The following is a 17813-nucleotide window of genomic DNA, read 5'->3' on the forward strand; positions in this document are numbered from 1 at the left end:
GCGCAGGTCAGAGACGTTTCGGGTGGGCCGGGTGTGACCAAAGCCCTGTCCAATTCGTGACGTAATGCACTGCACGCCATTCCCAGGTCGGGACACTCTGATGTAGGAAGTCGGGGGATCGAATCACCTCAGGAGTTAGTCAGTGAGCGCCATGTCTCTTGCCCTGTTGCTGACCACGGCCGCTGCCACGGCCGTGGGCGCTGCTGCGCTGCACGCCGTCCACGGTCTCCGTAAGCAGGTCACGGCCCTGCGCGGCGAGCTGGCGATGCCGGCCCACGCCCGCGCCGCGACCGTCCCGCACGCCCGCGGCGCCGTGGAGTCCCCCGCCGCCGAGATACGAGCCGCCGTGGCCGAGGCCCTCGCCGAGGAGCGCGAGCGCGAGCTCGCCGAGGCGCGCGCCTTCTGGGCCGCGCAGGAGGCCCGCGACTCCGCCGACGCCCCGTCGCTGCTGGGCGGCCTGCCCGGCCTCGGTGAGGACAGCCCCCTCTTCCTGCCCCGGCAGGCCGACATGGTGGGCCTGGAGCCGCTGCTCGGCGAGGACTCAGTGGAGGAGTACCCCGAGGATTCGGCCGAGCTGGCCGCCGCCCGCCGGCGCCACCCCTCGCACCCCGACTTCGTTCCGGTCCAGGCCCCGGCGCCCGGAGCCGACCACGAGCGCACCGTCAGCCGCCTGGAGGAGCTCGCGGAGGCCCGTACGGCCCTCGCGGACGTCCGCCCGGGCCCGCTGGGCACGCTGGACGTGTACGTCTTCACGGACGGCACCACGCTGTGCATGACCCCCGGCCACCGGGAGACCGCGGAGCGCCTCGCCGAGGCCCTGCGCTCGGGCACCGCGCCGGTCCTGCTGGGCGGCTCGGGCATCTCCGGCGCCTACGCGCTCACCTTCTCGTGCGGCGACGCCGAGGACCCCGACAGCAACGTCTACATCCTCGCGGACCGCGTCATCGCATCGCTCTGACTTCCGCCTGCTCCACCAGCCCCACGGCCTCGTCCAGCATCTCGGACGGGGCCGTCGTGCCGTCCCCCTCGCGTACGGCGCGCAGCGCCTCGGCGAGGTCCAGCCCGGCCACCGCCACCTGGTCGCCGACGACGAACATCCCCGCGTCCGGCATCTCCCGTACGGGCACGCCCTCCAAGGCCTGTGCCCGTGCGGAGAGTTCACGTGCCAGTTCCAGCGCCGCCGCGGCGGCTCCCTGCTGCAGGCGGCTTTGAGGCGCGGCCCGCAGCCGGTCTGCGAAACGTTCCACGACGGCGGTCAGGGGTGAGGTATCGAGCACCCGGCCGACCTTACGCGCCGCCCCGGCACCATTGCCAACGGGCGAACTCTCCGGCACGGTGTCGTGAAGAGAACAGCACGGCAACCTTCCGGAGGCGCCCATGTCCGTAGAGTTCTCCGAACAGACCCACCGCAACATGATCGACAGAATCCCCCAGGCCACCGGTCGTGAGCTCTCCGACTGGCTCCGCACCGTCGACGAAGGCCCCTCCCTCGTCCGGTTCGAGGAGAAGGTCAGCTGGCTGCGCGGCGCGCACGAACTGTCGTACGGCCACGCCAAGGCGATCATCCACGAGTACGACCTGCGCAGAGCCGCCCGCCGGTTCGGCTGACCCCTCCCCCGACTCCGACCCCCAGATGCGGGAAGGCCCCGCGAGCTTGTGCTCGCGGGGCCTTCCCCAGGCTGTGGACGGCAGTCGGGACGACTGCCGGCCCTGCTAGTCGTCGCCCGACAGGATCTGGAAGATGCGCAGCATCTCCATGTAGATCCACACCAGGGTCATGGTGAGGCCGAAGGCCGCCAGCCAGGACTCCTCGCGCGGGGCGCCGTAGGCCACGCCGTCCTCGACCTGCTTGAAGTCCAGGGCGAGGAAGCAGGCTCCGAGGATGACGCCGATGGCGCCGAACAGGAGGCCCAGGCCGCCGCTGCGGAAGCCGAGGCCGTCACCGCCGCCGAAGACCGCGAACAGCGTGTTCGCCAGCATGAGCAGGATGAAGCCCAGGGCCGCGGCCATCACGAAGCCGTAGAAGCGGCGGTTGACCCGGATCCAGCCCATCTTGTAGGCGAGGAGCACGGCGGCGAAGACGCACATCGTGCCCATCACGGCCTGGATGACCACGCCGGCACCCAAGTAGGTGCTGGTGGCCGCGCTGATGACGCCGAGGAAGACACCCTCGAACGCCGCGTAGCCCAGGATCAGAGCCGGGACCGGCTTGCGCTTGAACGACTGGACCATCGCCAGCACGAACGCGACGATGGCCGCGCCGACGCCGATGGCGTACGACTTGTTCAGGTTGGCCGGGTCGACGGGCAGCAGGACCCAGGCGAGGGTCGCCGTCAGGATGACCGTGCCGAGCGTCATGGCCGTACGGCTCACGACGTCGTCCATGGTCATCACGTTGGCGCGCGCCGGCGCCTGCGGCATGCCCGTGGCCGGGTCGGTCGCGTACGGGTTGGTCGCGTACGGGTTGGTCGCGGTCCCGGCCTGCTGGTACTGCGCGTCAAACCCCGCGTAGCCACCGTTGTCGCGGCTGAACCCCCGTCGCGAGAAGACCGGGTTACTGCTCCTCATCTCACTCCTCCGTGGCCACCGAGCGCGGCCTCGCATCAAGAGTAATGCGCTCGCAAAGAAAGCACCCTACTGCTGGAGGAGGATCTTAAGAGAAGGCGCGGCGAAGCGCAGGTGATAAACGAAGGGGACCTCGGGGAGCTCCGCCGGGCCTCGCGGGAGGTGCAGAGAGCTGCGGAGTGCCCGGAGCCGGACTTGAACCGGCACGGCCCGAAGGCCAGCGAGGTTTAAGCTCGCCGTGTCTGCATTCCACCATCCGGGCAGGTGCGTGGCGGCCCCCGTGAAAAAGCCTTGAACGCTGAGCCGAGCCTATCCGGAACGCCATCGCGGCCAACGGGCCGTCTATCCGATGTTGTCTGATTTTATTGGCGCTTGAGGGTGCGTCAGGCCCGAGAACGCGCGGTGGGCCCCTTCTCGGCGATGATCACGCGCGACCTGGGAATGACGGGATTTCGATGGCCGCGCCACCCGTGCGCCACCCCGCTCCCGCGCCGGGCTTCCGCCCCGGCTTCGTCCCGGCCGTCAGGGGCTCCCGTCATACCAGAGGAGGACAGGGGCGTGCCCACGTCAGACTCCAGTGGGCCAAGGAACGGGCACCTCGGCTGATCCGGAGCGGGGGTGGGCGCGGCGACGATGGAAACGTCCCGCCGATGAGCGGACCACGACCGGTCCGCAGTCCCCGCCCTGACAGGAGTCGCTTCCGTGACCACCACGAACTACGCCCCGCGCACCATCCAGGCCGTGGCCGCCCGCGCCACCGGCCTCTCCAAGGTGTACGGCCAGGGCGAGACCCAGGTGGTCGCCCTGGACAACGTCTCCGTGGACTTCGCCCAGGGGCAGTTCACCGCGATCATGGGCCCCTCGGGCTCCGGCAAGTCCACGCTGATGCACTGCGTCGCGGGCCTGGACACCTTCTCCTCCGGCTCCGTGCGCATCGGCGAGACCGAACTGGGCTCCCTCAAGGACAAGCAGCTCACCCAGCTGCGCCGGGACAAGATCGGCTTCATCTTCCAGGCCTTCAACCTGCTGCCGACCCTGACGGCCCTGGAGAACATCACGCTCCCCATGGACATCGCCGGGCGCAAGCCCGACAAGCAGTGGCTGGAGTCGGTGATCAGCATGGTCGGCCTGGCCGACCGCCTCGCCCACCGTCCCACCCAGCTCTCAGGCGGCCAGCAGCAGCGCGTCGCCGTGGCCCGCGCCCTGGCCTCCCGCCCCGAGATCATCTTCGGTGACGAGCCGACCGGAAACCTCGACTCCCGCTCCGGTGCCGAAGTCCTCGGCTTCCTGCGCAACTCGGTGCGCGAGCTGGGCCAGACCGTCGTGATGGTCACCCACGACCCGGTCGCCGCCTCCTACGCGGACCGCGTCATCTTCCTCGCCGACGGCCGCATCGTCGACGAGATGCTCAGCCCCAGCGCCGACGGCGTGCTGGACCGCATGAAGGCGTTCGACGCCAAGGGCCGCACCAGCTGAGGCCCGGCCGCCCAGCGGCTTCCCGCAGCCCTCCGCACAGACCTCCAGCCCCAGGACCGAGATCCCATGTTCCGTACCGCGCTGCGCAACGTCCTCGCGCACAAGGCCAGGCTGCTGATGACGGTGCTCGCCGTCACACTCGGCGTCGCCTTCGTCTCCGGCACCCTCGTCTTCACCGACACCCTCAGCAACGCGATGTCCAACCAGTCCGCGAAGTCGTACGACGGCGTCGCGGTCTCCGTCACCGACCACGGGGCCTCCCGCAACGAGGACGGCGAGAAGCAGGGCGACCCCGGCATCAGCCAGCAGACCCTCGACAAGGTCAAGGCGCTGAAGGGCGTCGACTCCGTCTCCGGCCGGGTCACCGGCTTCGCCGGCGTCGGTGACGAGCACGGCAAGCTGATCGGCAGCGGCTGGGCCAACGCCGGCTCCAACTACGCCCCCGTCAAGGACGGCAAGGACCCGCGCTACGACTTCAACGAAGGCACCGGCCCGGCCAAGGCCGCGCAGGTCGCCCTCGACAAGGAGACGGCCACCAAGGGCAAGTACAAGGTCGGCGACAAGATCCGCGTCGCCACCAACGGGCCGGTCAAGGAGTACACCCTCTCCGGCGTCTTCACCACGGAGGACGGCGCCGTCAACGCGGGCGGCAGCCTGGTCCTGTTCGACACCGCGGTCGCCCAGGAGCTCTACCTCCAGCCCGGCTTCTACAGCGAGCTCTCCGTCGGCGCCAAGGCTGGCACCACCGCGGACCAGCTGCTGACCGAGATCAAGCCCCTGTTGGGCAAGAACTCCCAGGCCAAGACCGGCGCCGCCCTCGCCGCCGAACAGGCCAAGGCCATCGAGCGGGCCATGTCCGGCATGAGCACCGGCCTGCTGATCTTCGCCGGTGTCTCCCTCTTCGTCGGCATCTTCCTCATCTACAACACCTTCACCATGCTGGTCGCCCAGCGCACCAAGGAACTGGCCCTGCTGCGCGCCGTCGGCGCCAACCGCGGCCAGGTCAGGCGCTCGGTCCTGCTGGAGGCCGGTGTCGTCGGCCTCGTGTCCTCGGCCATCGGCATGGTCTCCGGCATCGGACTGGCCGTCGCCATGCGCTCCGCGATGGGGCTCTTCGACGCCAAGATCCCGGCCGGTTCGCTGATCATCGCCCCCGCCACCGTCGTCATCGCGCTGGTCATCGGCGTCATGGTGACCATGCTCGCCGCGCTGCTGCCCGCCTGGCGGACCTCCCGGATCGCCCCGGTCGCCGCCATGGGCAGCGCCCACCTGCCCGCCACCATGAAGTCCCTGGTGCTGCGCAACTCCATCGGCAGCGTCCTGGCCCTCGCCGGCATCGGCGTGGTCTTCCTCGGCGTGAGCCAGAAGAGCGACGGCCGCACGACCATCGCGGGCGGCGCCTTCCTCCTCCTCATCGGCCTCTTCGTCCTGCTGCCGATGCTCTCCCGCCCGGTCATCGCCACCGTCCGCCCGTTGCTGTCGAAGGTCTTCGGCGTCGCCGGCAAGCTGGCCGCGCAGAACGCGGTCCGCAACCCGCGCCGCACCGCCGTCACCGCCGCCTCCCTGACGATCGGTCTGACCCTGGTCACCGCGATGTCGGTGATGGGCATCACCGTCGGCCAGGCCGTCGACAAGGCCACCACGCAGAACATCAAGGCCGACTACCGGGTCACGATGGCGGGCGAGGGCATGAACCTCGACACGTCCGTGCTCCCCGCCCTGGAGAAGGGCAAGGGCGTCACCGCCGTCTCCCCGAAGACCAGCGAGATCGTCAAGCTCGGCGACACCTCCCAGCTGGTCAACGGCGTCAACCCGGCCGCGCTGGCCGCCGTGCTGGACGTCAGGACCACCGGCGGCAACCTCGCCGCGCTCGGCGAGGGCAAGCTGATGGTCTCCGCGAAGGAGGCGGAGAAGAAGGGGCTGCAGGTCGGCTCCACGGTCGACGCCCAGTTCTACGACGGCCAGAAGGGCAAGCTCCAGGTCGGCGCGATCTTCGACGGCAAGGACCAGCTCGGCGACTACGTCCTCGACAACAAGGTCCTCGCCGCGCACAACGACGAGCAGTACCTGCCCGAGGTCCTCGTCAAGACCGCCGGCGGCGCCTCCGAGGCGAACCAGCAGGCCGTCATCGACGCCCTGGGCAAGAGCCCGGCCATCAAGGTCTCCGACAAGGCCGACATGCGCAACGAGATGGCCGGCGAGATCAACACGGCGCTGAACATCATGTACGGCCTGCTCGGCATGGCCCTGATCATCGCCGTCCTCGGTGTGGTCAACACCCTCGCGATGTCGGTCTACGAGCGCCAGCAGGAGATCGGCATGCTGCGGGCGGTCGGGCTCGACCGGGGCCGGGTCAAGAACATGATCCGCCTGGAGGCCGTGGTCATCTCCCTCTTCGGCGCGGTCCTCGGCATCGGCGTCGGCGTCTTCCTCGCCTGGGCCGGCGGCAAGACGATCGCGGGCTCGATCCCGGGCTACTCCCTGGTCATCCCGTTCGACCGGATCGGGATCTTCTTCGCCCTCGCCGGACTGGTCGGTGTCCTGGCCGCCATGTGGCCGGCCCGCAGCGCCGCCCGGCTGAACATGCTGACCGCCATCAAGACCGAGTAGCCCGCCGGGCGACGGAACGCACGACGGGACACGGAAGGGCCCGGGGCACACGCCCCGGGCCCTTCCGGCGCCCCTACGCGGCGCCCCAGGTGCGCAGCCGCAGCGGCAGCCCGGATGCGCCGCCGTATCCCGGCCGCACCGCCAGCACCTGGTTGACGCCGAGCCGGCCGTGCTCGAAGGCGAGCGCGCAGGCCGCCATGTACAGCCGCCAGACCCGGGCCCGGCCGGGGGAGGTCAGGCGTACGGCCTCGTCCCAGTGCTCCTCCAGCCGCGCCACCCAGGCCCGCAGCGTCAGCGCGTAGTGCTCGCGCAGCGCCTCCACGTCGCGGACCTCGAAGCCGGCCCGCTCCAGCTCGCTCACGGTGCTGCCGAGCGGGGACAGCTCCCCGTCGGGGAAGACGTACGCGTCGATGAACTCGTCTACCCTGTACGCCTCTTCGTCTGGCTCCGGGGGCCGGGCGATCTGGTGGTTCAGCAGCCGGCCGCCGGGGCTCAGCAGGTCGAACAGGGTGCCCGCGTACTCGCGGTAGCGGTCGGAGCCGACGTGTTCGGCCATGCCGATCGAGGAAATGGCCTCGTACGGGCGGTCCTTGACGTCCCGGTAGTCCTGGACCCGGATCTCGATCCGGTCGGCCAGACCCTCTTCGGCGACCCGCTTGCGGGCGTATGCGGCCTGCTCGCGCGAGAGCGTGATGCCGGTGACCTGGGCTCCGTACTCCCGGGCCGCGTGCAGGGCCATGGAGCCCCAGCCGCAGCCGACGTCCAGGAGCCGGGCGCCGGGCGCGAGGTCGAGCTTGCGGCAGACCAGGTCGAGCTTGTCGCGCTGGGCCTTCTCCAGAGTGGAGCCGGGGCTCCAGTAGGCGCAGGAGTACACCATGGACGGGCCGAGCACGTGCCCGTAGAACTCGTTGCCGACGTCGTAGTGGTGACTGACCGCCGCGCGGTCGCGGCCCTTGGTGTGGACGGCCCCGTTGCGGCGGACGCTCGCCTCCTCGGGCGGCGGCGCGGGCGCGGGCCACGGGCGTGCCAGCGCGGCGAGTTCGCGTACGGCGGCCCGCGCGGCCGGGTCGCGCAGCAGCGCGAGCGTGCCGGAGGCGCTCCCGACGGCGCCGGAGGCGCGCGCGGGCAGGTACGGGCGCAGGGCGCCCAGCTTGGCCAGGCCGGCGCGGGGAACGGCCGGGGCGGCCGAGGGGGCCTCCCGTTCCCAGAGCAGGCCCCCGACCCGGTCGAGCAGCTCGAACAGGTCGCCGTCGACCGTCAGGTCCCCGGCGACCCAGGCCCGGGCCAGGCCCAGCTCGCCCGGCTTCCACAGCATGCGGCGCAGGGCGCGCCGGTTCGTCAGCACGAGGACGGGACCGCTGGACGGTCCGGCTTCACTGCCGTCCCAAGCCCGTATGCGCACGGGCAGCGGGGCACCCAGCAACGTCTCGGCAAGAGCGGCCAGCCGCGGCGCGGCGTCGGTCATGGCAGGCACCTCCGATGAGTTCCGACGGAACGGCCTACCCGTTTCCGGTGGCGATCAATCGGAAAACACGCCGAAGGGGCCGCCCGCACCACGGATGGCGGGCGGCCCCTTCGGGGTCGTGCTGGAAAGCTCCGGTCAGAACCGGGTCAGGAGGCCTTGGCCTTCTGGGCCGGAGCCGCGGCGGCCGGGGCCGGCTTGGCGGCCTCGTAGAACTCCTCGCGCGGGGTCTCCAGCGCACCGAGGGAGACGACCTCGCGCTTGAGGAACATGCCGAGGGTCCAGTCGGCGAAGACGCGGATCTTGCGGTTCCAGGTCGGCATGGCCATGCCGTGGTAGCCACGGTGCATGTACCAGGCGAGCCGGCCCTTGAGCTTGATCTTCATCTTGCCCATGACGATCATCGCGACGCCCTTGTGGAGGCCGAGGCCCGCCACCGCACCCTTGTTGGAGTGCGAGTACTCGTGCTGCGGGAAGCCGCGCATGCCCGAGATGACATTGTCGCCGAGGACCTTGGCCTGGCGCAGCGCGTGCTGGGCGTTCGGCGGGCACCAGGCGTTCTCGACGCCGGCCTTGCGGGCGGCCATGTCGGGAACCTGGGCGTTGTCGCCGGCGGTCCAGATGTAGTCCGTGCCCTTGACCTGGAGGGTCGGCTCGGCGTCCACGTGGCCGCGCGGGCCCAGCGGCAGGCCGTAGCGGGCCAGCACCGGGTTGGGCTTGACGCCCGCGGTCCACACGATGGTGTTGGAGTCGACCTCGAGGCCGTTCTTCAGCACCACGTGGCCGTCCACGCAGGAGTCCATGGAGGTGTTGAGGTAGATCTCGATGCCGCGGGACTCGAGGTGCTCCTTGCCCCAGGTGCCGAGCTTGGGCCCGACCTCGGGAAGGATCTTGTCGGCCGCGTCGACCAGGATGAAGCGCATGTCCTCGCGCTTGATCGTGGAGTAGTACTTCGCGGCGTCGCGGGCCATGTCCTCGACCTCGCCGATGGTCTCCGCACCGGCGAAGCCGCCGCCGACGAAGACGAAGGTGAGGGCCTTGCGGCGGACGTTCTCGTCCGTCGTGGACTCGGCCTTGTCGAGCTGCTCAAGGACGTGGTTGCGCAGGCCGATGCCCTCTTCGACGCCCTTCATACCGATGCCCTGTTCGGCGAGGCCGGGGATCGGGAAGGTGCGGGAGACGGCGCCGAGCGCGATCACCAGGTAGTCGAAGGGCAGCTCGTACGCCTCGCCGACCAGCGGCGTGACGACGGCGACCTTGCGGTCCTGGTCGATGCTGGTGACCCGGCCGGTGAGAACCTCTGCCTTGGGCAGCACGCGTCGCAGCGGGACGACGACGTGCCGAGGCGAGATGCTGCCTGCGGCCACTTCGGGGAGGAAGGGCTGGTAGGTCATGTACGACCGCGGGTCGACGACCGTGACGGTCGCCTCGCCATAGCGCATCTTCTTCATGATCCGCTTGGCCGCGTACAGGCCTACGTACCCACCTCCTACAACGAGGATCCTGGGACGCTCCGTGGTGCTCATGGAACGAGTATCCAGCACCCAAAGGGGTGTCGCTCGTGAGCCCCTTCACAAGGAGTCGGAAGGCCTCTGCTACACTCCGCCGCCCACGTGACGTGGGTCATGGTGCACAACGGGAACCACGGTGTAACGGGAGTCGTTGAATACCCGTTCTGAGCTGGCCTTCAGGCTCTCAAGCGGACTGGACCACCAGGGTTCGTCGGTACCTCTGACACGGAACACGTCGTGTCCGCACTTCGCACAAACGGACGCCAAAACGGCCCCGAGGTCCTCTGAAGGGGCCCGAACGGCCCTTCCGCCGACCCGTCCGGCACCTTTTCCTTGTGAAGAACTTCACGAAGTTCATGTGGATCAATGGACCTCAGGCCCCCTCGGACCCCCCTTTTCCTTCGAAGTCCCCCTCATGGGCGGAGGATTCGAAGGGCCCGCGGAGGCTCGTCCGGACCTCGGCCTCTTCCGCGGCGCTGATCGCCATGCCGTCCGGCATCTCCCACACCGAGGACATGGCTCGGCGATTTCAACGCGCTGGAAGACGCTGCCGACGAGCTGCTCGCGCGCGAGGCCCAGGCCGTGCTCGCCGAAGGCGGACCGATCGTGGCCATGGCCGAGCTCCTCGCCGACCTGTTCGGTGAACGGGGTGACGGCGCGGCGTGAAGTACGCGTTCCGGTTCACGCCGCTGCGCAAAGGCAGCTCCAGGCTTCTGAAGGCAGAACACGGCAGCGGCGCTCCGGTGAACCCACCGGAGCGCCGCCGTCCAGCCGTGCAGCGGGTCAGGACCGCTACCTGGCGGCCTCGGCCTCTTCCGCGGCGCTGATCGCGATGCCGTCGAGGATGTCGTGCTCCGAGACCACGACCTCCGAGGCTCCGATGCGCTCCATGATGGCCAGCAGGACCAGCGCGCCGGCGCCGATCACGTCCACCCGGCCGGGGTGCATCACGGGGATCGCCGCGCGCTCGGCGTGGGTCGACGTCAGCATCCGGCCGGTGATCTCGCGGACCTGGTCGTAGGAGATCCGGGAGTGGTGGACGGCCGCCGAGTCGTACTCCGGCAGCCCGAGGGCGATCGCGGCGACCGTGGTCACCGAGCCGGCCAGGCCCACCAGGGTGCGGGCCTCGGCCAGCGGGACCGTCTCGGCCGCCAGGTCCAGCGCCGCCTCGATGTCGGCCCGTACGGCGGCGATCTGCGCCTCGGTCGGCGGGTCGGTGACCTGGCCGTCCACCACCAGGTGGCGCTCGGTCATCCGGACGCAGCCCACGTCCACGGAACGCGCCGCCCGGACGTGCTCCTCGCCGACCACGAACTCCGTCGAGCCGCCGCCGATGTCCACGACCAGGAACGGCCGCGCCAGGTGCTCGTGCGCGGTGAGCTCCTTGGTGGCGCCGGTGAAGGAGAACTCCGCCTCCTGGTCGCCGGAGATCACCTCGGGCTCGACGCCCAGGATGTCCACGACGCCCCGGACGAACTCGTCCCGGTTCTCGGCGTCCCGGGAGGCTGAGGTCGCCACGAAACGCACCCGCTCGGCGCCCAGTTCCTCGATGACCGCCGCGTACTCGCGGCAGGCGGCGAAGGTGCGCTCCAGCGCTTCCGGGGCGAGGCGGCCGGTCTTGTCCACGCCCTGGCCGAGGCGGACGATGATCATCCGCCGGTCCAGCTCGACCAGTTCGCCCGTCGCGGGGTCGTAGTCCGCGACGAGCAGCCGGATGGAGTTCGTACCGCAGTCGATGCCGGCGACCCGGGTCATGCCTGGTCCTCCTTGTCCCCGCACGGCGTGACGCAGGGGCCCTTGGCCCACCACTCCGGCAGCATCGCCAGGGCCTCGTCGCCGAACGGGTTCACGCCCGGGCCCGCGGCCAGGGAGTGGCCGACCAGCACGTGCAGGCACTTGACCCGGTCCGGCATCCCGCCGGCGCTCGGGAAGCCCTGGAGCACGTCGATGGCGTCGCGGCGCCGGATGTAGTCCTCGTGCGCGGCCTGGTAGGCGGCGGCGAGCTCGGGGTCCTCGGCGAGCCGGGCCTGCATCTCCTTCATCACGCCGTTGGCCTCCAGCGTGCCGATCGCGGAGGCCGCGCGCGGGCACGTCAGGTAGTACAGCGTCGGGAAGGGGGTGCCGTCGGGGAGCCGCGGCGCGGTCTCCACCACGTCCGGCTGGCCGCAGGGGCAGCGGTGCGCGATGGCGCGCAGCCCGCGCGGCGGGCGGCCGAGCTGCTGCTCGAACGCCTCGATGTCCGCGTCGGTCGGCTCGGTCCGGTCGGTCTGGGGCGGGGGCGTCTGCATGCCTGGAGGAAGTCTCTTCGTTCGCGGTTCTATGACGGGTGGAACTGGTTCAGTCGCCGGGGCGGTCGGCCTTGTCGACGCCGTCCCAGACGTTGGAGTACCAGGGGCGGTCCGAGCCGGCCTGGCCGGTCCGGTGCTGCTCGGCGCCCTGCGCCCCGGGGTCGGTCATGATGTAGCCGATCTCCCCCGGGCGCAGGAAGTGCAGGTGCTTGCGCGCCTGCTGCTCCGCGTAGGCGTTGTCCTGCCAGCGGGCCTTCTCGTCGCGGAGCCGTTCCAGGCGCTCCCGCGCGGCGGCGGCGGCCCGCTGCTGCTTCGCGATCTCCGAGCGCTGGGACACGTACTGGCGCATCGGATACGCGAGGGCGACGACCAGCGTACAGAGGACGAGCACGAGGAGGGCCGCGCGGCCGGTGAGCCGGCTGCGGCGGACCTGGCGGCGCGACTGCGAGCGGTAGACGTGGGCGGCGGTCCGCTCGCCGAGCTGCTTGAGCCTGGTCGCGGTCGAGAAGGTGGAGAACCGATCACGGTTCCCGGCCATTGATCCCGCCTCCCCTGTGTCCGCACTACGCAATACGTCCCCGCACACGGTACGGGACCGAGTGCGGGGACGTACGGAAGCAAGAGCGTGATTAGCCCTTGAAGCGCGGGAAGGCGCTGCGGCCCGCGTACACCGCGGCGTCGTCGAGGATCTCCTCGATGCGCAGCAGCTGGTTGTACTTGGCGACACGGTCCGAGCGGGCCGGGGCGCCGGTCTTGATCTGGCCGCAGTTCACGGCGACGGCGAGGTCGGCGATGGTGACGTCCTCGGTCTCACCGGAACGGTGCGACATCATGCACTTGAAGCCGTTGCGCTGGGCCATCTCGACGGCGTCCAGGGTCTCGGTCAGCGAACCGATCTGGTTCACCTTCACGAGCAGGGCGTTCGCGGAGCCCTCCTCGATGCCGCGGGCCAGGCGCTCCGGGTTGGTGACGAAGAGGTCGTCGCCGACGATCTGGACCTTGGCGCCCAGGCGGTCGGTGATGGTCTTCCAGCCGGCCCAGTCGTCCTCGAACAGCGGGTCCTCGATGGAGACCAGCGGGTACGCCTCGACGAGCTCGGCGTAGTAGTCGGTCATCTCGGCGGCCGAGCGGGACTGGCCCTCGAACTCGTACTTGCCGTCCTTGAAGAACTCGGACGCGGCGACGTCGAGCGCGAGCGCGATGTCCTTGCCCGGGGTGTAGCCGGCCTGCTTGATGGCCTCGATGATGAGGTCGAGCGCGGCGCGGTTGGACTCCAGGTTCGGGGCGAAGCCGCCCTCGTCACCGAGACCGGTGGACAGGCCCTTGGTGTGCAGGACCTTCTTGAGGGTGTGGTAGACCTCGGCACCCCAACGCAGCGCCTCGGAGAAGGACTCCGCGCCGATCGGGGCGATCATGAACTCCTGGATGTCGACGTTGGAGTCGGCGTGCGACCCACCGTTGAGGATGTTCATCATCGGAACGGGCAGCAGGTGCGCGTTCGGGCCGCCGAGGTAGCGGAAGAGCGGAAGGTCCGAGGCCTCCGACGCGGCGTGCGCGACGGCGAGGGAGACGCCGAGGATGGCGTTGGCGCCGAGCGAGCCCTTGTTGTCGGTGGCGTCCAGGTCGAACATGGCCTGGTCGATCAGACGCTGCTCGGTGGCGTCGTAGCCGACGAGCTCCGGGCCGATCTGCTCGATGACGGCGAGGACGGCCTTCTCGACACCCTTGCCCATGTAACGGTTGGGGTCACCGTCACGGAGCTCGATGGCCTCGAATGCACCGGTGGAGGCGCCGGACGGAACTGCAGCACGGCCGGTGCTGCCATCGTCGAGGCCCACCTCGACCTCGACCGTGGGGTTGCCTCGGGAGTCCAGGATTTCCCGGGCTACGACGACGTCGATGGACGGCACGAGCATCTCCTTCTGGGATGTGACGCTGGGTGTGCGGTGGCGTCAGGCCGTGGGATGGCCTGGCCGCCTAGAGCCTAACCGGATCCGGGCACTCACCCTGCCGACCGCCCGGGTCCTGGGACGAAAAAGGGCCCGAATACCCCTCTTCCAGGACATAGAACCCCGGATGACGGGTGTTCTGCTGCCGCACACACCGCCGCCCGGCGCGTGGGGGGAGACGCGCCGGGCGGTGGGGATGGTGAGCGTTGCTGCGACTCCTGCGGCTATTGCCGCAGTGTTCAGCTGAGCTTCAGCTTCTGACCCGGGAAGATCAGGTCGGCGTCCGAGACGATGTCCTTGTTCAGCTCGAAGAGCTTCTCCCAGCCGCCCTTGACGCCGTTGGCCTCGGCGATGGTGCCCAGGGTGTCGCCCGACTTGACCTCGTACGCGCCGTTGCCGGTCTTCGGGGCCGGGGCCTCGGAGCGCTCGGAGCGGGTGGTCGGAGCCGGGGTCTCGGAGCGCTTCGTCTCCTTCTTCGGCTCGGTCTTCTTCGGCTGGGTCTTCTTGGTCTCGGTCTTCTTCTCCGTCTTCTTCGGCGTTTCGGCCGCACCGCCCCCGGTGTAGGAGGAGTTCGACAGACCCACGCCGCAGGACGGCCAGGCGCCCTTGCCCTGGCCCTTGAGGACCTTCTCCGCGATGGCTATCTGCTGGGACTTCGAGGCCTGGTTGGCCTGCGCGGCGTACGACTTGCCGCCGTACGCGGCCCAGGTGGACGACGAGAACTGCAGGCCGCCGTAGTAGCCGTTGCCCGTGTTGATGGCCCAGTTGCCGCCGGACTCGCACTGCGCGACGCGGTCCCACTCGGAGGCGCTGGCGGCGCTGGCGGAACCGGCGGCCATCAGGGGGGCGGCGACGGCCACACCGGCGACACCGGCGAGCGTGACGATGCGGGCGGTGCGCTCGATGGCGGTACCGCGGCGGTGCTTGCCCTTGCCGGAAAGCAGCATGGAGTTTCTCCTCACCGACGCCTACGAGGTGAGCTGTCGGGTTCGGGCGAGTGAGTTGCCCGGCCGTGCGACCTAGCGCACGTCTTAACCCCTAGCCGGTGGCGTGACCGTCTCTCAACGGCCGCTCCCGGCACCTACCTTGGTTCCCCCGCTCCTGCCTTCGGCGCTTGACGCGACGACTGTTCCCTCCGTCCGCCGGCAGGATTCGGCGATGCGGTCGAAGGAGCTCGCGGTGGCGAGCGATTCAGAAGGTAGACAGGTCCCTCCCCGATGTTCAACGACCGCCATCGGGGAGGAACGACCCCTACTTGCGCTCCTCGTACGGGTGTTTGCGCAGGTGAGGGCGGGGTTTGCGGAAGCCCCAAGGCGAGACACGCCAGTTGACCGGAAGAGATGCATGTCTCACTTGCCGAAAAGGGGCAATCAACTCTTTCCGGGTGGCGTAAGTGCCCTTATTGCACGGTTAGATCCAGGTTCTGTCCGGGCTTGATCAGATCGGCGTCCCCGCCGATGACCTGCTCATTGGCCGCGTAGAGCCCCTTCCAGCCGCCCTTGACCCCCTTGGCATCCGCGATGGTGACCAGGCTGTCGCCCGCCTGCACGGTGTACGAGGGCTTCGACGCGGCATCAGATGTGACCGGTGCCTCGGCCGCGGGGGCCCCGCGGTGCTTGCCGCTGCCCTCGGCCGCCGTGACGGGCGGTGCGGTGGGGCTGGTGGAGGCGCCCGGGGTGGCCGGGGCGCCCTGGGTGACCGGTGCCTTCGGGTCGGTCGTGGCGCCCGGAGCTGCGGGGGCCGTGGGGTCGGCCGGGGTCACTGGGGGCTGGCCCGGGGTGCCGGGCGGCGTGGTGGGCGCGTTCGGGTCCACGGGGGCGGTCGGCGTGCCCGGGGCGGTCGGGGTCGGCGTCACCTCGTCGGGCGAGGGCATGACGGGCAGTCCGAGGGACGGCGCGAGCGGGCCGTCGGGGATGACGAACGAGGGGGTGGCCGACGGGCTCGGGGCGGGGGTCGGGGCACCGAAGTCCGTGGACGGCTTTCCCTTCCCCGTGGAGGGCACTTCCTCGTCCGGCCGGGACGGCGCCGGGCCCTTCAGGGCGGAACCGCCGGGCAGGCCGGGGTCGACGGCCGCGGCGGGGCTCTGCCCCTCCAGCCCGGCCGACGCCGCGCACAGCGGCCACGCCTGCGGGCCCTGGGAAGCCAGTACGCGCTCGGCCACGGCGATCTGCTGGGACCGGCTCGCGAGGTCGGGCCGCTTGGCGAACTCGGAGCCGCCGGCACTCTGCCACTCGTCCTGGGTGAACTGGAGACCGCCGTACTCGCCGCTGCCGAAGTTGGCGCTCCAGCTGCCGCCGCTCTCACATTCGGCGACCTTGTCCCACGTGGAGGTGTCGGCCGCGGAGGCGTTGGTGGCGGCAAGAAGCGGCAGTGCCAGCGCGGAGCCTGTGACTCCTGCGGTGACGACTATCGCGGGCACCTGACGGGGGCGTCTGTGACGGCCGTTCCCGGAACGCATGAGGCTGCACCTTTCGCATAACGGCTGGGTAACGGCAGAACCTAGCGGCCCTCGAACGATTGTCACAACTCGGGTCGGCAACTGACTTCCGGTCAGTTGACCTTCAAATGTTTCGGGGTGTGAAGCGCACGGGTAGGGTCCGCAGACCGCGCATGATCAGACCACCGCGCCAACGCAGGTCAGTTGACGGAATCGCGAGTTCCAGATCTGGCAGACGCGTGAGCAAAGTCGCAAGCGCCGTCTGTCCTTCAAGTCGTGCGAGCGGAGCACCCAGGCAGTAGTGGATGCCGTGCCCGTATCCGAGGTGCTGGTTGTCGGTGCGTGAGAGGTCGAGGGTGTCCGGCTCGGCGAACCGCCCGGGATCACGGTCGGCGGCCGCCAGGACGACCAGGACCGGGTCCCCGGCCGCGACCGACTGCCCGCCGAGGGTCAGCGGCTCGGTGGCGAACCGCCAGGTGGCCAGCTCCACCGGGCCGTCGTAGCGCAGGAGTTCCTCGATCCCGGTCTCCAGCAGGCCGCTCTCGCCCGCGGCGAGGGAGCGCTGGAGGCGCTCGCGCTCGCCGGGGTTCATGAAGAGGGAGTGGACGCCGTTGCCGATGAGGTTCACGGTCGTCTCGAAACCGGCGAAAAGCAGGATGAAAGCCATGGCGGTGGCCTCGGCCTCCGTGAGGTGGTCGCCGTGGTCGCTCGCCCGGATCAGGTCCGAGATCAGATCATTGCCCAGATCATCCCTTTTGCGGTGGATGAGTTCGCCGAGATAGGTCCGCATCTGCTTCACCGAGCGGGCGACACCGCCGCGCGGTCCGCCGCCGTGCCGGATCATCATCCCGGCCCAGTCGCGGAAGTCGTCCTGGTCCTCGCGCGGTACGCCGAGCATCTCGCAGATGGCGTAGATGGGGAGCGGGAAGGCGAACTCGTGGATGAGGTCAGCCTCCCCCCTCTGGGCGAACTGGTCGATGAGGTGGTCGGTGAGCTCCTGCACGCGCGGGGTGAACTCGGCGACCCGGCGCGGGGTGAACGCCTTCGACACCAGCCGCCGCAGGCGGGTGTGGTCCGGCGGGTCGATGTTGAGCAGATGCGTCATCAGCTCCGCCTTGCGCTCCCCCGGGATCCCGGTCTTGCCCTTGGCGTGCGCCGGCTCCGCGTGGTGCGCCGGGTTCTTGCTGAGCCGCTGGTCGGCGAGGGCCTGGCGGGCGTCCGCGTACCGGGTGACCAGCCAGGCCTCGACCCCGCTGGGGAGCTTGGTGCGGTGCACCGGCGCGTGTTCGCGCAGCCAGGCGTAGGCGGGGTAGGGATCGGTCGCGAACTCCCAGTCGAACAGGGTCGGTCCCTGGCCGGAAGGGGAGGTCGAAGGGGTGTCGGCGGAGGCTGCGGGGGTCTGCTCATGCACCTGCTGACCGTATCCCGCCGCCCACCCCCCGATCCCAAATGGGTGGTTCGTCGCGGCTGTCCGTAGATCAGCCATCACTTGACCTCACCTTGTCCGACATTCCT

Annotated in this window: 15 protein-coding genes, 1 tRNA gene, 1 pseudogene and 1 riboswitch; of the genes and pseudogenes, 5 read left to right on the forward strand and 12 right to left on the reverse strand. The window is 70.1% G+C overall.

The window, feature by feature from the left end; all coding sequences use genetic code 11:
• The first annotated feature begins 151 nt into the window (after positions 1 to 151).
• Positions 152 to 958 carry a hypothetical protein gene (locus ACFYOB_RS14635; RefSeq protein ID WP_388560218.1) on the forward strand — a complete coding sequence of 269 codons (807 nt, stop codon included), beginning with the start codon at positions 152 to 154 and terminating at the stop codon, positions 956 to 958.
• On the opposite strand, the gene ACFYOB_RS14640 is transcribed toward ACFYOB_RS14635, so the two are convergent.
• The gene (locus tag ACFYOB_RS14640) at positions 942 to 1277 is read right to left on the reverse strand and encodes a hypothetical protein (protein WP_388559678.1); all 336 of its coding nucleotides are present in this window, start codon (positions 1275 to 1277) and stop codon (positions 942 to 944) included. The two genes, ACFYOB_RS14635 and ACFYOB_RS14640, sit on opposite strands and share 17 nt — an antisense overlap.
• A 100-nt stretch (positions 1278 to 1377) precedes the next feature.
• Here ACFYOB_RS14640 and ACFYOB_RS14645 point away from each other — a divergent pair, with 100 nt between their 5' ends.
• Positions 1378 to 1608: a DUF4287 domain-containing protein gene (locus ACFYOB_RS14645; RefSeq protein ID WP_388559681.1), complete on the forward strand. Its 231-nt coding sequence runs from the start codon at positions 1378 to 1380 to the stop codon at positions 1606 to 1608.
• 105 nt (positions 1609 to 1713) lie between these two features.
• Here the strand turns inward: ACFYOB_RS14645 and ACFYOB_RS14650 are convergent, their stop codons facing one another.
• Both ACFYOB_RS14650 and ACFYOB_RS14655 read right to left on the reverse strand, forming a co-directional pair.
• Entirely contained in the window at positions 1714 to 2568 is an 855-nt protein-coding gene (locus ACFYOB_RS14650) for a Bax inhibitor-1/YccA family protein (RefSeq protein WP_388559684.1), read from the reverse strand.
• Positions 2569 to 2745: 177 nt separating this feature from the next.
• A tRNA-Leu gene (locus ACFYOB_RS14655) sits at positions 2746 to 2827 on the reverse strand.
• A 440-nt stretch (positions 2828 to 3267) separates the two neighbouring features.
• On the opposite strand from ACFYOB_RS14655, the gene ACFYOB_RS14660 reads away from it, so the two are divergent.
• Together ACFYOB_RS14660 and ACFYOB_RS14665 are read left to right on the forward strand one after the other, a co-directional pair.
• The gene (locus tag ACFYOB_RS14660) at positions 3268 to 4041 is read left to right on the forward strand and encodes an ABC transporter ATP-binding protein (protein ID WP_388559687.1); all 774 of its coding nucleotides are present in this window, start codon (positions 3268 to 3270) and stop codon (positions 4039 to 4041) included.
• Between the two features lie 66 nt (positions 4042 to 4107).
• Positions 4108 to 6651 (forward strand): ABC transporter permease, encoded by a 2544-nt coding sequence (locus ACFYOB_RS14665; RefSeq protein ID WP_388559690.1) that lies wholly within the window; start codon positions 4108 to 4110, stop codon positions 6649 to 6651.
• Between the two features lie 73 nt (positions 6652 to 6724).
• On the opposite strand, the gene ACFYOB_RS14670 is transcribed toward ACFYOB_RS14665, so the two are convergent.
• Positions 6725 to 8116 carry a class I SAM-dependent methyltransferase gene (locus ACFYOB_RS14670; protein ID WP_388559693.1) on the reverse strand — a complete coding sequence of 464 codons (1392 nt, stop codon included), beginning with the start codon at positions 8114 to 8116 and terminating at the stop codon, positions 6725 to 6727.
• Positions 8117 to 8262: 146 nt separating this feature from the next.
• Complete coding sequence (locus tag ACFYOB_RS14675; protein WP_388559696.1) at positions 8263 to 9639, reverse strand: NAD(P)/FAD-dependent oxidoreductase; 1377 nt, start codon at positions 9637 to 9639, stop codon at positions 8263 to 8265.
• A 504-nt stretch (positions 9640 to 10143) separates the two neighbouring features.
• Here ACFYOB_RS14675 and ACFYOB_RS14680 point away from each other — a divergent pair.
• Positions 10144 to 10290 (forward strand): annotated as a pseudogene (locus tag ACFYOB_RS14680) (prevent-host-death protein); the annotation flags it as partial.
• A 126-nt stretch (positions 10291 to 10416) separates the two neighbouring features.
• Here ACFYOB_RS14680 and ACFYOB_RS14685 read toward each other — a convergent pair.
• The 7 genes from ACFYOB_RS14685 to ACFYOB_RS14715 form a co-directional block, all read right to left on the reverse strand.
• Positions 10417 to 11379, reverse strand: coding sequence for an exopolyphosphatase (locus ACFYOB_RS14685; RefSeq protein WP_388559699.1), 963 nt, complete (start codon positions 11377 to 11379; stop codon positions 10417 to 10419).
• Positions 11376 to 11912 (reverse strand): DUF501 domain-containing protein, encoded by a 537-nt coding sequence (locus ACFYOB_RS14690; RefSeq protein WP_388559702.1) that lies wholly within the window; start codon positions 11910 to 11912, stop codon positions 11376 to 11378. Before ACFYOB_RS14690 ends, ACFYOB_RS14685 begins: the two co-directional genes overlap by 4 nt.
• Before the next feature lie 49 nt (positions 11913 to 11961).
• A complete protein-coding gene (locus ACFYOB_RS14695) occupies positions 11962 to 12450 on the reverse strand; it encodes a septum formation initiator family protein (RefSeq protein WP_388559705.1) in 489 nt (162 codons plus the stop codon).
• Positions 12451 to 12541: 91 nt separating this feature from the next.
• On the reverse strand, positions 12542 to 13828 hold the full coding sequence (eno, locus tag ACFYOB_RS14700; protein ID WP_376682724.1) for a phosphopyruvate hydratase: 1287 nt from the start codon (positions 13826 to 13828) through the stop codon (positions 12542 to 12544).
• A 272-nt stretch (positions 13829 to 14100) separates the two neighbouring features.
• Positions 14101 to 14808, reverse strand: a complete 708-nt coding sequence (locus ACFYOB_RS14705) for a transglycosylase family protein (protein WP_388559709.1) — start codon at positions 14806 to 14808, stop codon at positions 14101 to 14103.
• A gap of 3 nt (positions 14809 to 14811) precedes the next feature.
• Positions 14812 to 14984, reverse strand: a riboswitch (cyclic di-AMP (ydaO/yuaA leader).
• A gap of 276 nt (positions 14985 to 15260) precedes the next feature.
• A complete protein-coding gene (locus tag ACFYOB_RS14710; protein ID WP_388559712.1) occupies positions 15261 to 16280 on the reverse strand; it encodes a transglycosylase family protein in 1020 nt (339 codons plus the stop codon).
• Positions 16281 to 16422: 142 nt separating this feature from the next.
• Positions 16423 to 17709: a cytochrome P450 gene (locus ACFYOB_RS14715; RefSeq protein ID WP_388559715.1), complete on the reverse strand. Its 1287-nt coding sequence runs from the start codon at positions 17707 to 17709 to the stop codon at positions 16423 to 16425.
• Between the last annotated feature and the right edge of the window lie 104 nt (positions 17710 to 17813).

It is taken from the genome of Streptomyces sp. NPDC006463 (genome assembly GCF_042870715.1).
In the GTDB taxonomy this organism is placed as follows: Bacteria; Actinomycetota; Actinomycetes; order Streptomycetales; family Streptomycetaceae; genus Streptomyces.

What these genes read in the sequence shown, in the direction of transcription:
- ACFYOB_RS14635 (WP_388560218.1), top strand. Translation starts at nt 152, where the DNA reads ATGTCTCTTGCCCTGTTGCTGACCACGGCCGCTGCCACGGCCGTGGGC.
- ACFYOB_RS14645 (WP_388559681.1), top strand. Translation starts at nt 1,378, where the DNA reads ATGTCCGTAGAGTTCTCCGAACAGACCCACCGCAACATGATCGACAGA.
- ACFYOB_RS14650 (WP_388559684.1), bottom strand. Translation starts at nt 2,568, where the DNA reads ATGAGGAGCAGTAACCCGGTCTTCTCGCGACGGGGGTTCAGCCGCGAC.
- ACFYOB_RS14665 (WP_388559690.1), top strand. Translation starts at nt 4,108, where the DNA reads ATGTTCCGTACCGCGCTGCGCAACGTCCTCGCGCACAAGGCCAGGCTG.
- ACFYOB_RS14670 (WP_388559693.1), bottom strand. Translation starts at nt 8,116, where the DNA reads ATGACCGACGCCGCGCCGCGGCTGGCCGCTCTTGCCGAGACGTTGCTG.
- ACFYOB_RS14675 (WP_388559696.1), bottom strand. Translation starts at nt 9,639, where the DNA reads ATGAGCACCACGGAGCGTCCCAGGATCCTCGTTGTAGGAGGTGGGTAC.
- ACFYOB_RS14685 (WP_388559699.1), bottom strand. Translation starts at nt 11,379, where the DNA reads ATGACCCGGGTCGCCGGCATCGACTGCGGTACGAACTCCATCCGGCTG.
- ACFYOB_RS14690 (WP_388559702.1), bottom strand. Translation starts at nt 11,912, where the DNA reads ATGCAGACGCCCCCGCCCCAGACCGACCGGACCGAGCCGACCGACGCG.
- ACFYOB_RS14695 (WP_388559705.1), bottom strand. Translation starts at nt 12,450, where the DNA reads ATGGCCGGGAACCGTGATCGGTTCTCCACCTTCTCGACCGCGACCAGG.
- eno (WP_376682724.1), bottom strand. Translation starts at nt 13,828, where the DNA reads ATGCTCGTGCCGTCCATCGACGTCGTCGTAGCCCGGGAAATCCTGGAC.
- ACFYOB_RS14705 (WP_388559709.1), bottom strand. Translation starts at nt 14,808, where the DNA reads ATGCTGCTTTCCGGCAAGGGCAAGCACCGCCGCGGTACCGCCATCGAG.